The 14,128-nt window shown below is 44.6% G+C and carries 13 protein-coding genes and 1 pseudogene; all 14 read left to right on the plus strand.

Features of this window, described 5'->3' with window-relative positions:
* The first annotated feature begins 20 nt into the window (after nucleotides 1-20).
* The 14 genes and pseudogenes from VZF35_RS15635 to VZF35_RS15700 all read left to right on the plus strand — a co-directional run bounded on the left by VZF35_RS15635 (nucleotide 21) and on the right by VZF35_RS15700 (nucleotide 14,128).
* Nucleotides 21-761, plus strand: a complete 741-nt coding sequence (locus VZF35_RS15635; RefSeq protein ID WP_407306273.1) for a ComF family protein — start codon at nucleotides 21-23, stop codon at nucleotides 759-761.
* Between the two features lie 64 nt (nucleotides 762-825).
* Complete coding sequence (locus tag VZF35_RS15640; RefSeq protein ID WP_407306275.1) at nucleotides 826-1,128, plus strand: zinc-ribbon domain containing protein; 303 nt, start codon at nucleotides 826-828, stop codon at nucleotides 1,126-1,128.
* A gap of 406 nt (nucleotides 1,129-1,534) precedes the next feature.
* Nucleotides 1,535-2,341, plus strand: a complete 807-nt coding sequence (locus tag VZF35_RS15645; RefSeq protein ID WP_407306277.1) for a basic amino acid ABC transporter substrate-binding protein — start codon at nucleotides 1,535-1,537, stop codon at nucleotides 2,339-2,341.
* A gap of 326 nt (nucleotides 2,342-2,667) precedes the next feature.
* A complete protein-coding gene (locus VZF35_RS15650; RefSeq protein WP_407306279.1) occupies nucleotides 2,668-3,345 on the plus strand; it encodes an amino acid ABC transporter permease in 678 nt (225 codons plus the stop codon).
* Entirely contained in the window at nucleotides 3,332-4,051 is a 720-nt protein-coding gene (locus VZF35_RS15655) for an amino acid ABC transporter ATP-binding protein (protein WP_407306282.1), read from the plus strand. The genes VZF35_RS15650 and VZF35_RS15655 overlap by 14 nt, the downstream gene beginning before the upstream one ends.
* Before the next feature lie 312 nt (nucleotides 4,052-4,363).
* Complete coding sequence (locus VZF35_RS15660) at nucleotides 4,364-4,561, plus strand: cold-shock protein (protein ID WP_407306284.1); 198 nt, start codon at nucleotides 4,364-4,366, stop codon at nucleotides 4,559-4,561.
* Nucleotides 4,562-4,722: 161 nt separating this feature from the next.
* A complete protein-coding gene (hpf, locus tag VZF35_RS15665) occupies nucleotides 4,723-5,253 on the plus strand; it encodes a ribosome hibernation-promoting factor, HPF/YfiA family (RefSeq protein ID WP_407306286.1) in 531 nt (176 codons plus the stop codon).
* Between the two features lie 238 nt (nucleotides 5,254-5,491).
* Nucleotides 5,492-7,996 (plus strand): preprotein translocase subunit SecA, encoded by a 2,505-nt coding sequence (gene secA, locus VZF35_RS15670; protein ID WP_407306288.1) that lies wholly within the window; start codon nucleotides 5,492-5,494, stop codon nucleotides 7,994-7,996.
* 65 nt (nucleotides 7,997-8,061) lie between these two features.
* A protein-coding gene (prfB, locus tag VZF35_RS15675; RefSeq protein ID WP_407306290.1) for a peptide chain release factor 2 occupies nucleotides 8,062-9,166 on the plus strand; the annotation gives its coding sequence in 2 pieces (ribosomal slippage) (nucleotides 8,062-8,130 and nucleotides 8,132-9,166; 1,104 coding nt in all).
* Between the two features lie 40 nt (nucleotides 9,167-9,206).
* On the plus strand, nucleotides 9,207-10,037 hold the full coding sequence (locus VZF35_RS15680) for a transketolase (RefSeq protein ID WP_407306292.1): 831 nt from the start codon (nucleotides 9,207-9,209) through the stop codon (nucleotides 10,035-10,037).
* Entirely contained in the window at nucleotides 10,030-10,968 is a 939-nt protein-coding gene (locus tag VZF35_RS15685) for a transketolase family protein (protein ID WP_407306295.1), read from the plus strand. The genes VZF35_RS15680 and VZF35_RS15685 overlap by 8 nt, the downstream gene beginning before the upstream one ends.
* A gap of 277 nt (nucleotides 10,969-11,245) precedes the next feature.
* Complete coding sequence (gene ftsE / locus VZF35_RS15690) at nucleotides 11,246-11,932, plus strand: cell division ATP-binding protein FtsE (RefSeq protein WP_407306297.1); 687 nt, start codon at nucleotides 11,246-11,248, stop codon at nucleotides 11,930-11,932.
* Nucleotides 11,922-12,812: a permease-like cell division protein FtsX gene (gene ftsX, locus VZF35_RS15695; protein ID WP_407306298.1), complete on the plus strand. Its 891-nt coding sequence runs from the start codon at nucleotides 11,922-11,924 to the stop codon at nucleotides 12,810-12,812. The genes ftsE and ftsX overlap by 11 nt, the downstream gene beginning before the upstream one ends.
* Before the next feature lie 169 nt (nucleotides 12,813-12,981).
* Nucleotides 12,982-14,128: pseudogene (locus VZF35_RS15700) on the plus strand (murein hydrolase activator EnvC family protein).

Genomic DNA, 14,128 nt, shown 5'->3' on the forward strand with positions numbered 1-14,128 from the left:
CGCCTATAAGGAGTGAGTTTATGATGATGCTCGCCAAAGAAGGCGCTAAACTTGCTCGGGCATTATGGTATACGGACGAGTCCACTTGTGTGCTCTGTACTGGAGAGCATGGCCCAGTTTGCCCGAACTGCACGAGAGAATATCTTCATCCAGAATTAGGACGTTGTCTGAGATGTGGTAAACTAATTGTGCCCGAAAAAGCAATTTGCCGGGATTGCGAGGCTGGCAAGGGTCCCAAGCAGCTTGATCGAGTGATTGCCTGGGGACATTATTCAGGTGGTCTAAAGAAATTTATTCAAGAACTAAAATTTGGTTCAACTCCCTGGCGTCTTAGAGAAATTGCTCAGCCTTTAACAGATTGGGCCATCAAATCACTGCCTGCTGTCGATGGTGTTGCAGCTGTGCCAATGCACCCAACACGATTGGCAGAACGAGGCTTTAATCAGGCTGAAGTTATTGCCTCGATATTGCACTGGGAACTGGGTTTGCCGATACTTCAAGGCTTGGAGAGAGTAACGTTAACCTCACCTCAAGTTTTACTATCTCGTCAAGAACGACTGCTTAACTTAAGAGGTGCTTTTGTACTCCAAGAACAGGATTCTTTTCAAGGGCGAGATGTATGGCTTGTTGATGATGTAACAACCACAGGCTCTACCTTAGAAGCTGTGGCCGAGGTATTGCGAGGAAGCGGAACTAAAGCAATTTATGGCTTGTGCCTGGCTGCCGGGCTCGAAAAAGTACTTGTGCCTTCGTCTGATTAGCGTTATAATAACAAGTGGATGGGCAGAGCCTATTACATTTTTTTACGTAAGGGGAATATCTTTCATGGCCTTTGAAGACAAAGATCTAGTATGTAAAGACTGCGGAGCTACTTTCATTTTTACAGTCGGAGAACAAGAATTTTACGCTGAAAAAGGGTTCGAAAATGAACCACAACGTTGCCGCGAGTGCCGCAATGCACGCAAAGCAAGCCGTAATTCCCAAGAGGGCAGATCACGTGAAATGTTTACTGTAGTTTGTGCGGACTGTGGTGTGGAAACTCAAGTTCCTTTCCAACCGACATCCGATCGCCCCGTATATTGCCGTGAGTGCTATCAACATCATCGTCCTGCTCGCGAACAATATTAATTCGCCATTTTAACTTAAATAATTGAAATGACAAGCATTGGTTGACTAAGTTGACCAGTGCTTTTTTTCTTTTAAGCTGTGATTAAGCGCTAATAAAGTTACCCACAAGCACATCACGAGGAAAAGCGTATTTCTGACACTTATCCACATTATCCACAGCTAGTTGTGTGTAACTTTGGGGGATAACTCGGAGAACTTGCCAACAAAATAAATTAGGAGCAGGATTATTTAAGACGGCTGCTTAAAATAACTCTATAATTACATATGAAGTAAGAAATTAGGTATTGAGTAAATATGCATGTGTATGTATAATTGAACCACAAGGATAAGCTGATGTATATTAGTCTCGATCTTGCTTCAGGGAATTAATTTAATGTCAGCACGGAAAATAGGGAGGAGAATTGTAATGTTTAAACCAAAGTTTCGTCTAATTTTGGCTGGATTACTTAGTTTAAGTCTATTTGCTCTGGCAGGATGCGGAAGCTCCAGCACGCCGGCACCATCCCAAACACCTTCAACGACTCCTGCTCCCACGGAGAAGGTTCTGAAGGTAGGATCTGATATCACCTATGCACCGTTTGAATTTATGGATGAAAAGCAGCAACCAACAGGATTCGATATGGAGCTTATTCAAGCTCTTGGAAAGGACATGGGGTATAAAGTCAATGTTGAAACAGCTTCTTTCGATGGTTTGATTACCGCTTTGCAAGCTGGAAAGTATGATGCTGTAATTTCTGCTATGACTATCACGGATGACCGCGCCAAGAGCGTAACTTTTAGTGACAAGTATTTTAAAGCCGTGCAGTATATCGCCATGAAAAAAGGATCTAATTTTAAGACTCTAGAGGATCTAAAAGGAAAAAAAGTTGGGGTGCAGCTTAACACAACAGGTCAATTTGATGTTGAGGCTAAAGGAATTACTCCTAAGAAATATGACACAACCCCAGATGCGATTAATGATTTGCTCAATGGTGGATTAGATGCTGTTGTCGCCGATGGTCCAGTCGTCATCTGGTTCCAGACCCAAAATGCCAACGCTCAGATTGATGCGGTTCAAGCAAATGTAGATCCGGAGTTTTATGGAATTGCGATGAAATTAGGAAATAAAGAGTTAGCGGATAAAATGGATGCTTCCTTGAAGAAATTAATGGATGATGGCACGTACAATGCTATCTATAAAAAGTGGTTCAAACAGGATGCTCCAAAATTCTAAAAAATAACTCAAAACCAGAGAAGACGAAGGCGCTTAACTTATAAGTGCCTTCTTTTTTGGCAGCCAAGCCTTGTGAGAACTAGCGATCCGGTTCTCACAAGGCTTGGCTCAAGCTAAGTTAATTTATATTAAATGGTTAAACTGTTGTCGCGTCAATTGTATACATGTTCACGTACCAATGTTTTACATGCTTTTTGGCTTGTATAAATTTAAGGTAGTATGTATAATTTTAGACAGCGATTGCGAAAACCGAAGAATCCTGTTACCATTTTCTTTTGCTCACTTTATTATAAATTTACAAAAATGATATTTAAGGAGGATTTTCTGTGGGATTGAACTGGCAGGCAGCGATTGATAGCATCCCTATACTGAACCGCGCTGCATTACTCACATTGGAACTTACAGCAGGGGCGGTTGCCATCGGGGTTGTTATTGGGCTTTTTATGGCTCTGGGCAGGTTATCCGGAGTGAAGATTTTTCGTGGAGCTGCTATTATTTATATAGATTTCTTTAGGGGTACTCCCTTATTGGTTCAGATTTTTTTGGTCTACTTTTTAATCCCGAAACTCCTTCATTGGCAAACACTCCCTGATAACTATCAGTATATCGCTGGTATTGTTGCCATGGGCCTGAATTCGGGAGCCTATATTGCGGAGATTTTTCGAGCAGGAATTCAATCAATCGATCGAGGTCAAAGCGAGGCTGCTCGCTCATTGGGTATGACTCATGCTCAAGCCATGCGCTATGTGATCCTTCCGCAGGCGTTTAAACGTGTAATTCCTCCATTAGGAAATGAGTTTATCGCTTTACTGAAAGATTCCTCCTTATTGTCGATTATTGCCATCGAAGAACTCTTTTATAGTGCTAAAATTATTGCAGGACGAACGTTCCAACCAATTCCCATGTATATTGCGGCTGCTTTGTACTATCTTGTGATGACCCAGTTGATTTCTCAGTGGGTTGCCTATATGGAGAGGAGGCTGGGCAAAAATGATTTACGTTAAAAATTTGCACAAATCCTATGGTAAGCTTGAAGTACTTAAAGGGGTAGACTGTCATATCCGTGAAAAAGAGGTTGTGGTGGTCATTGGCCCCAGTGGTTCAGGAAAAAGTACGTTCTTGCGGTGCCTCAACAAGCTGGAAGAACCGACCAAAGGTGAAATTATCGTCGATGGTATCCCGCTTAATTCTGAAGTGAATGTCAATGCGATTCGCAGAGAAGTTGGGATGGTATTTCAGCGTTTTAATTTATTTCCACACATGACTGCGATTCAGAATGTCGTTTTGGCGCCTGTAAAAGTACGTAATATGAATAAAGCCGAAGCTGAAAAGATTGGCTTAGAGCTGCTGGCAAAAGTTGGTCTTTCCGATAAAGCCCATGAATACCCAGATCGTCTCTCAGGCGGTCAGCAACAAAGGGTTGCTATTGCCCGGGCTTTAGCTATGAAGCCAAAAGTTATGCTCTTCGATGAGACAACTTCGGCGTTAGATCCTGAAATGGTCGGAGAGGTCCTTTCGGTTATGAAAGATCTAGCGCGTGAGGGCATGACTATGGTGGCTGTGACCCATGAGATGGGATTTGCTCGTGAAGTTGGAGATCGCGTTATTTTCATGGATGAGGGGATCATCATGGAAGAGGGAGAGCCGAACGAAGTGTTCACTAATCCTAAGAATCCTCGAACACAGGCGTTTTTAAGTAAGATACTTTAAAGGAGCTTTTTGGGTAGCATGTGGGGGGAGGAGCGCTTTTCTGCACGCGTCAGCAAGTTACGCCGCTGACGAGCTGGCAGCCCAGCAAACTTCGTGAAAGCGAGTTGACCCCAGATACGGGGCACCCCGTTCCCGGAAGCAACAAGGAGCTTGAACGTTAGTTTGCTCTGCGTCGTAAGACTGAGCGCTGTGTCATACAAGTCCCTCCCTTGACGTTTAGACTTCCTCAAAGTTGGTTATCCTCCTAAAGTAAGTGTTTATAGCTCTAAAAATTTTCTTAGAGCTATAACAATCAAGGAGGGTGTATTTTTTGTGTTAGGTAAAGTCAAATGGTTTAACAAACAGAAGGGCTATGGTTTCATTGAACAGGAAAATGGCCAAGATATTTTTGTCCATTTTCAATCCGTAATCGGAGAAGGATTTCGTACGCTTGAAGAAGGTCAGAATGTTGAGTTTGATGTTGTCAATGGACCGCGCGGGGAACAAGCTTCTAATGTGATGGTTCGTTAATTAAAAGAATTAGGCGATGAGTAGAAAGAATCGTTTTTATTTAAAACGATTCTCTCTTTTGGTTATTGAAAAATATCCGGGGTAAAAGTTTTAAATTAGCAGGATTTTTTGGAGAAATCGGGAATGTTACATATATGCCATCTTAAAAAGGGGGTTGAAATATGAACATCATTATTCGGGGTAAACATATCGAACTAACAGATGCGCTAAAAGAATATGTCACAAAACGGGTGGGCAAACTTGAGAAATTTTCCGACGAGTTTATGGACGTTCAAGTCACCTTGCTTGTGGAGCGCGATCGACATCGTGTGGAGGTAACTGCTCCGATCCATGGGATAATTTTACGCGGAGAAGAAGAAACTGAGGATATGTATTCTTCCATCGACATGGTAGTCGAAAAACTAGAGCGCCAAATCGATAAATATCGGACACGAATTAATAAGAGAATGCGTTCTAAGGTCTTAAAGGATCACGAACCGAAGCAGACTCCGGTAATGAATGAAGAGCCGCGTGAGGAAGTCGTAAGAAATAAGAAATTCCCAGTGAAGCCTATGTCCGTCGAGGAAGCCATTATGCAGATGAACTTGGTCGGGCACACGTTCTTTGTATTTACGAATTCAGAAACTCACGAAATGAATGTTGTTTATCTGCGCAATAATGGCGACTATGGTCTGCTTCAGCCCCAATATTAATCAGAGGAAACTACTATGAAAGAAAAACTATTTTGTTCTTAGATAATACGACAATCACAAAAGTCCTTTAAGGTGAAGAAGAATCTGATAGGTAAATAATCAAGCGCAAGGCCCGCTTAGCGGGCCTTTTAGATGTTTATGGAAGAATATCCCATGCCTAAATCGCCCGCTTCAGTTGCAGTGGGTTCTCTAGAATGTTAAAATTATGAATACACAAGATTGAAGAAGGGTGGATATAATGGGCTTATTGAATTTATTTGACGATAATGCGCGAGAAATTAGGAAATATCAAAAGCGCGTTGAAGTGATTAATAGCTTCGAACCGAAGATCCAAGCACTGAGTGATGACGAGCTGTGCGGCAAAACACTTGAGTTCAGAGGACGCTTAGATCAAGGGGAGAGTTTGGATAGCTTATTGCCGGAGGCCTTTGCAGTCGTGAGAGAGGCTGGTCGAAGAGTTATTAATCAACGGCACTATGATGTGCAGTTGATTGGGGGTATGGTACTTCATGATGGGCGAATCGCTGAAATGCGCACTGGGGAAGGAAAAACTCTTGTAGCTACTTTGCCAGCCTATTTGAATGCCCTGACAGGGCGTGGTGTTCATGTCGTAACGGTTAATGATTATTTAGCACGACGTGACAGCGAGTGGATGGGGCAGATCCATCGTTTTCTGGGCTTAACGGTCGGCCTCGTCGTTCACGGTTTGAATTATGAAGAGCGTCGCAGCAGTTATGCTGCTGACATAACGTACGGGACTAACAACGAGTTTGGTTTTGACTATTTGAGGGACAATATGGTTACCCGTCCTGATGGACTTGTTCAGCGCGAACTAAATTATGCGATTGTCGACGAGGTCGACTCCATCCTCATTGATGAAGCAAGAACTCCTTTGATTATTTCCGGTGAGGCGGACAAGCCTACCGAACTTTATTTTCGAGTAGCTATGATTATTCCCCGGCTAAAAGCTGAAGAGGACTACAAGGTCATTGAAAAAGAACGAGTGGTAACCTTAACTGAACAAGGGGTCAGTCGAGTCGAGAGCATGTTGGGAGTGGAAAATCTGTATGAAGATATTCATACTGAGTTGGCTCATCATGTTAACCAGGCTTTAAAAGCTCATACCCTCTTCAAACGAGACCGTGATTACGTGGTCAAAGACGGAGAGGTCATCATTGTTGACGAATTTACGGGAAGGTTAATGTTTGGGCGCCGTTACAGTGAGGGATTACATCAGGCGATTGAAGCTAAAGAAGGCGTAAAAATCGAAAAAGAATCCCAAACTCTAGCAACCATTACATTTCAGAATTACTTCAGGATGTATAGTAAGCTTTCCGGTATGACAGGGACAGCCATGACGGAAGAACCTGAATTTCGGAAGATTTACAAACTTGATGTGGTAGAAATCCCGACCAATAAACCAATGATTCGGAAGGATGAGCCGGACGTCATCTATCGTACGGAAAAAGGAAAATTTTTAGCCGTTGTAGAAAGCGTCATTGAACGTCATGCTAAAGGCCAGCCTCTCCTAGTCGGGACGGTTTCCGTTGAGAAATCTGAACATTTGAGTGATATGTTAGAACGACGAGGAATTCCCCATCAGGTGCTTAATGCCAAATATCATGAAAAGGAAGCCCAGATTGTCGCTGAAGCAGGACAGCCTGGGATGGTCACGATTGCTACCAATATGGCTGGTCGGGGTACAGATATTATTTTGGGCGAGGGTGTTGCTGAACTAGGGGGGTTACACATCATTGGCACCGAACGGCATGAATCTCGCCGGATTGATAACCAATTGCGAGGTCGGGCGGCGCGTCAAGGGGACCCGGGTTCGACTCAATTCTTTATTTCTTTAGAAGACGATTTGATGCGCATGTTTGGTGCGGAAAATATTATGGGAATCATGGATAAATTAGGGATGGATGACTCTATGCCGATTGCCTCCCGAATGATTTCCCGCTCCATCGAAACTGCTCAACGTCGTGTAGAGAATCGTAACTTTGATATTCGTAAACACGTGCTTGATTATGATGATGTCATGAATCAACAACGCGAAGTTATTTACGCCCAGCGTCGAGCCGTGTTAATGGGTGAAAATCTCAATGAAAATATCAGTGATATGCTCGAAAAAGCAGTACGAGATAGTATTACCATGTTTAGCGGTGAGAGTCCCTTCCCAGAAGAATGGGATTTGGCCAGCCTTGCTGATTATGTAGAGAATTTTTATTTGCCGGGGATTCATCTGGATCCGGAAAAGATTGCGGATCTTTCGCGCGAAGAAATTGAAGAGATGTTGCTTGATAAAGCGAAAGAGCTTTACAAAAGTCGAGAAGAGCAGTTTAGCTCTGAATTAATGCGTGAGGTTGAACGTGCTGTTATGCTGCAAGTGGTGGACAGCAAATGGATGGATCATCTGGATGCTATGGACATGCTGCGTGAAGGAATCGGTCTGCGAGCCTATGGTCAGAAAGATCCATTGGTTGAGTATCGTCGTGAAGGGTTTGAAATGTTCCAGGCCATGATCGACTCAATTCAAGACGATATTGTTCGTTATGTTGTGCGAGTGACTCCTCAAGTTCGAGAAGAAGTGTCTGAACAGCCGCGTAACGTGGTAGAGAATCGTTATGAAGGGGAGCCCAGTGCTCCGGTGCACACGGGAGAACAGATAGGACGTAATGATCTCTGCCCGTGTGGAAGCGGTAAGAAATATAAAAAGTGCTGTGGAGCAGAAAAGAAAAAGTAGAATGGGCAAATTTGTTGAGTAACAACAGAAAGATAACTATAAATTAGGTTGGAAGGGTGAATAGAGTGCTTTCTGATTGGAAAAAGAATCTGGAAACATTAAACGTGCGCTTGGCAGATTTGAGGGTTTCTCTTTGACGTCGCTCAGAGAATAGAAAAGATCAGTGCTCTGGAAACAGAGTTCCATCGCCCGGATTTATGGGATGATTCTGTCCTTGCCCAAAAGATTATGCAAGATTTGGCGCATCATCAAGGTAAGGTCAAACTATATGATGAATTAAAAAAGGAACTGGAAGAAACAGAAACACTTTGGCAGTTAGCGACGGAAGAAGATGATTCAAGCCTTGAGCCGGAAGTTGAACAAGGCGTTAAAGCACTGCAAAGCAAATTTGAAGCGCTGGAATTAGAACTTCTTTTGTCTGGACCCTATGACAGAAGTAATGCCATTGTAACGCTCCATGCCGGTGCAGGGGGTACTGAGGCTCAGGATTGGGTACAAATGCTCTGCCGGATGTATAGCCGCTGGGGAGAATATCACGGATACAAAGTGGAGACTTTGGATTTCCTGCCTGGCGAAGAAGCCGGCATTAAGAGTGCGACACTGTCCTTTAGCGGAGAAAATGCCTACGGGTATGCTAAGTCCGAAAAAGGAGTCCATCGTCTCGTGCGAATTTCCCCTTTTGATGCCTCCGGTCGTCGTCATACCTCATTTGCTTCGGTCGATGTGATTCCTGAAGTTGCGGATGATGACGAAATCACGATTGATTCCGAAGATCTGAGGGTGGATACTTATCGCTCAGGCGGAGCAGGGGGTCAGCACGTCAACAAGACCGATTCAGCCATCCGGATTACTCATATACCGACTGGAACTGTAGTCCAATGTCAGAGTGAGCGTTCTCAAATACAGAACCGTGCCGCGGCTATGCGGGTTTTACAGGCTAAATTGCTGGAATTAAAGCGCAAAGAACAAGAGAATGAGATTTCAGAACTTCGCGGAGAACAACAAGAGATCGCCTGGGGAAGCCAAATACGTTCTTATGTCTTCCATCCTTACAGCATGGTTAAAGACCACCGAACGAATGTGGAAACAGGGAACGTCTCAGCCGTGATGGATGGGGAGATTGATCCCTTTATCGCTGCATATCTGCAGAAAACTAAAACCGTGAACTAGTTCTGCCGCAGGAGGGCAGAGATCTAAAGGAGGGAATCACTTGACTACAGTTGAATTGAAACGCAAAGCTAATGTCATTCGTCAAGACATTATTTCCATGTTGGTGCCGGCGAAGTCCGGACATCCTGGGGGAAGTCTGTCCGCTGCTGATATTGTGGCAACCCTCTACTTTCAGGAAATGAGAATAAATCCACAAGAGCCTAATTGGGCCGATCGGGATCGCTTCGTCTTGTCGAAAGGACATGCGGCTCCAGTGCTTTATGCCGCTTTAGCAGAAAAGGGATACTTCCCCAAAGAAGAACTTCAAGGACTTCGGCAAACAGGTCATATGCTCCAAGGACATCCGGATATGAAAAAAACTCCGGGCGTAGATATGTCGACAGGTTCCTTAGGGCAAGGGCTTTCTGCAGCCAATGGAATGGCTTTGGCTGGGAAGCTGGATAAAAGAGACTACCATGTCTATGCCTTATTAGGGGATGGAGAGATGGCCGAAGGCCAGATCTGGGAAGCAGCCATGGCCGCCGCCCATTATAAACTCGACAATCTTACGGCTATTTTGGATTTTAACGGATTGCAGATCGATGGCACGACAGATAGTGTGATGTCAACGGCTCCACTCGCTGACAAATGGCGGGCTTTTTGCTGGCATGTGATTGAAGTCGACGGCCATGATATCGAGGCCTTGCAAAAGGGTTTTGCAGAAGCCAAGCAAATCAAAGGGAAACCAACGATTCTCATTGCCAAAACTGTAAAGGGCAAGGGAGTTTCCTTCATGGAAGACCAAGCAGGCTGGCACGGCAATGCCCCGAATGCCGAGCAGGCTGAACAAGCCCTTAAAGAATTACGAGAGGAGGCGTTAACCCTTGGCTAATAAAATTGCAACACGTGACGCCTATGGCAAGGCTCTTGTTGTCATGGGAAAAGAAAACCCTAATGTCGTTGTTTTAGATGCCGATTTATCGAAGTCGACGAAGACTGCCGAATTTGGCAAGAACTATCCCGAACGTTTCTTTAATATGGGCATTGCTGAGGCAAACCTTATAGGAACTGCGGCAGGTTTAGCCGCTGCAGGAAAAATTCCTTTTGCCAGCACTTTCGCTGTTTTTGCTACAGGACGGGCGTTTGAGCAAATTCGCAATTCGATTGCTTATCCCAAATTAAATGTTAAAATTGCTGCAACCCATGCAGGAATCTCTGTCGGAGAGGATGGCGGCTCCCATCAAGCGATCGAAGATGTGGCGATCATGCGGGCTGTTCCTAACATGGTGGTCCTGGTTCCTGCCGATGGAGAAGAAACTCGCCAGATGGTTTTAGCCGCTGCAGAATACAAGGGTCCGGTCTATATACGCATGGGAAGATTGGAAGTGCCCGTTATTTTCGGTGAAGATTACCACTTTGAAATTGGGAAAGCCAATGTACTCAAAGAAGGCACAGATGTGGCCATCATGGCTAATGGATTGATGGTGGCTATCGCTCTGGAAGCAGCAGAATTACTAGCTTCTGAAGGAATCAGTGTTAGTGTCGTTAATGTTTCTTCAGTGAAACCTATCGACGAAGAAACAATACTTCGAGTAGCTAAAACGACGAAAGCTGTCGTAACTGCGGAAGAGCACAATATCATCGGCGGTTTAGGCAGTGCAATTGCCGAGGTCCTGGGAGAAAAGCTGCCAACTCCTATGGTGCGCGTCGGTCTCAAAGATACATTTGGTGAGTCCGGGCGTCCCTATGAACTGCTTGAGAAATATGGTCTGACGAAAGAGGGTATCATTAAAGCGGTTCATGAGGTCTTAGCTAAAAAGTAAGAAGTTTCTTCTATATAGAAAAGGGGCGTAACAAAACTTACTTAGTTTGTTACGCCCCTTTTCTATGTTCAAAGTTTGGTATTTGAATCCATTTGTGTTGATTGATAGCTTGAAACCTTTGAAATATAGCATTCTTGAGAAACGATTAAACTACTCTGCAGTCAAGCAAGAAAACCTCGATTTGACTAAATTTACAAACAGGAAATCCACGAGAGGTGTCGAATAACTAAGAGTTATAGGAAAAAGGGCGTGGCTTGAGAAAATCAAGGAGGACAGTATGATTCAATTAAGAAATGTATCCAAGATTTATCCGAACGGTGCCAGAGCCCTCGTGGATGTCAATCTCAAAATTGGCAAAGGGGAATTTGTATTTCTGGTGGGTCCGAGTGGGGCCGGTAAATCGACACTGATTAAGTTGCTCTATAGAGATGAAATCCCAACTCGAGGACAAGTGCAGATCAACAGTAAAAATCTAGTTCGGATGAAAGAACGGGAGGTTCCTTATCTGCGGCGCAGCATTGGAGTAATATTTCAAGACTTTAAGTTGTTGCCGAATAAAACAGTTCAGGAAAATGTGGCCTTCGCCCTTGAAGCGATTGGGGTTGCCAAAAAAGAGGTCCTAACTCGTACACGAAACATGCTGGAGCAGGTTGGGTTAGCGGGTAAGGAAAACGCCTTTCCGCATGAGCTGTCCGGTGGGGAGCAACAGCGTGTTTGTGTAGCGCGGGCCATTATTAATAACCCGGCCCTGTTAGTGGCTGATGAACCAACGGGGAACCTTGATCCGGAAACGGCATGGGGAATTATGGACTTGCTCTTCAATATTAATAAACGAGGAACGACCATAGTCATGGCTACTCATGCTCGGAATATCGTCAATAAAATGCAAAAACGTGTTATAGCGATCGAAAACGGCCGGGTTGCACGGGATGAAGAAGTAGGGGGATATGGCTATGACACTTAATTCCGCCCGTTATATTTTGCGTGACACGGTTTATTCGGTGAAACGCAACCCGTGGTTAAGCATTGCCTCCGTCCTGACAGTAATGGTATCTCTTGTAATTTTAGGCTTTTCGATATTTTTCCTGGCCAATGCTGCAAATATGGCCGAATCCTTTGAGTCGCAGCTTGAAATTGCTGCCTTCGTCCAAGACAGCGCAACGACTTCCCAAGTACAAGCCCTGCAAACTCAAATTCAAGGGATGTCCGGAGTTTCCTCTGTGGCGATTGTGACGAAAGATGAGGCTTTGGCTGATTTTGGTAAGTCGATGGGCGGAGCTCAAAATAATTTGGTGACGGACCTTGGGGGAACCAACCCTTTCCCGGATAAATTGACGGTTAAAGTCACTGATCCGCAAGACGTAAAAACTACAGCAGACGCTATATCAGCGTTGCCCGGGATCGATAAGGTACGCTATGGGCAGGATTATGTGGAAAAACTTTTGAAATTCACTCAGTGGTTAAGGTGGATTGGCTTTGGAGTGGTTGCAGCCTTTGCTGCAGCGTCAATTGTGCTTATTTCCATTAATGTTAAAATGAATGTTTTTTCAAAGCGACGTGAAATTCAGATCATGAAATTGGTTGGTGCAAGCAATGGTTTTATTCGTTGGCCGTTTTTGATTGAAGGGTTAGTGCTTGGCCTTCTCGGAGGCGCACTCGCCGCGCTTATCGTTGGCTTGGGCTACAATTGGATCATAATTTATATTCAATCTACATTGACCTTTCTGCCTGTGGTTAACAATGCCGTCCTCTTTCGCCAGGTAACGGGGGGACTTTTGTTGGCAGGAATGGCGATGGGAGCTCTGGGCAGTGGTGTCTCCCTGCAAAAATTCCTCCGCACCTAAATAACAAAGAAAGTGCCGCGCCGTGCTTGGGAAGGTGCCTATCAGCCTTTCCCAGCACTCGTGACACTGCTGAGATTACATAAAGAAAGTTTTTTCTCGTTAAGGTTTTTCGTTAAGACGATGTTGTTGTAACAATAGATTTGAAAATCCCACTCTAGGAGGGGAGCGTATGTTTAAGCAAAAGGTGATCTTAATAATGACGCTGAGCCTCGCTCTGCTTACAACATCATCAGTGGCCTCTCAAGCTAACGATCTTACTGACGCAGTTCAGCAGCAGAAAACAGTGACTCAACAAAAAGATCAAGCGCAGGGTCAGCTGAACAAACTGACTTATACTGCTGATAAACTAAAGGCCCAATTGACTCTGCTCGATACGCAAATTGCTGCGGCCCAGTCCCAATTAAGCCAAAAACAGCTTGCCTATGCCCAAGCCCAATCTCAAGTTCAGGCCTCTCAGAAAGAACTGGATCAGAAAAAGCAGGAACTTGATGATCGACGGCACCGCCCTCGGACAAAGGGCTCGGGGAATCTATGAGAGTGGACAAATCAGCTATTTAGAACTACTCTTTCAATCGTCGGATCTCAGCGATCTTCTGACACGGATGGAGTATTTCAACAGATTAGTAACCAATGACCGCAAGCTATTGACGGACATCCAGGACCAAAAAGAGAAAATTGAGCAAAAAACTCTAGAGCTGCAGAATCGCAGGGATCAAGCAGCTCAGCTTCGAATCCAGGCAGCAAAAGCCAGTGCCGATCTTGATGAGAAAAAAGTTCAACAGCAGTCGGCGCTGGATCAAAATCAAAAAGCCTTACAAGCTTCTTACGAAGAGGTCGAGCGCTTGCAAAGCGAGGCCAATGCTTGGAATGATAAAATTCGCAAATTGCAGGCTGCACAAGCTGGACGGAATAATGGGGATGGTACTATATCCACTTGGCCGCTTCCGGGTTGTTATGAGATCAGCGATCCTTATGGCTGGCGGACTCATCCTATTACTCACAAACAAAGTTTACATACAGGAACGGATATCGCAGCTTCAATGGGGACAGCGATTCACGCAGCAGGAAGTGGAGTAGTTATTATGGCGGGATGGAATGAGGCCTATGGTAATATGGTCATCATTGATCACGGCAATGCAGTATCCTCACTTTATGGACATCAATCAAAATTAAATGTCACTGAAGGTCAATCCGTGAAAGCGAATCAAGTCATTGGATATGTAGGTTCGACTGGGTGGAGCACAGGCCCTCATCTGCATTTTGAAGTACGGGTTGGCGGAAACCCAACGGATCCTCTGCAATTTTTCCCTAACTAA

Origin of the sequence: Desulfosporosinus paludis (assembly GCF_045689965.1) — a bacterium.
Classification (GTDB): domain Bacteria; phylum Bacillota; class Desulfitobacteriia; order Desulfitobacteriales; family Desulfitobacteriaceae; genus Desulfosporosinus; species Desulfosporosinus paludis.

Coding starts and splice junctions, on each gene's coding strand:
- VZF35_RS15635 (WP_407306273.1), top strand. CDS start 21: ATGATGATGCTCGCCAAAGAAGGCGCTAAACTTGCTCGGGCATTATGG.
- VZF35_RS15640 (WP_407306275.1), top strand. CDS start 826: ATGGCCTTTGAAGACAAAGATCTAGTATGTAAAGACTGCGGAGCTACT.
- VZF35_RS15645 (WP_407306277.1), top strand. CDS start 1,535: ATGTTTAAACCAAAGTTTCGTCTAATTTTGGCTGGATTACTTAGTTTA.
- VZF35_RS15655 (WP_407306282.1), top strand. CDS start 3,332: ATGATTTACGTTAAAAATTTGCACAAATCCTATGGTAAGCTTGAAGTA.
- hpf (WP_407306286.1), top strand. CDS start 4,723: ATGAACATCATTATTCGGGGTAAACATATCGAACTAACAGATGCGCTA.
- secA (WP_407306288.1), top strand. CDS start 5,492: ATGGGCTTATTGAATTTATTTGACGATAATGCGCGAGAAATTAGGAAA.
- ftsE (WP_407306297.1), top strand. CDS start 11,246: ATGATTCAATTAAGAAATGTATCCAAGATTTATCCGAACGGTGCCAGA.
- ftsX (WP_407306298.1), top strand. CDS start 11,922: ATGACACTTAATTCCGCCCGTTATATTTTGCGTGACACGGTTTATTCG.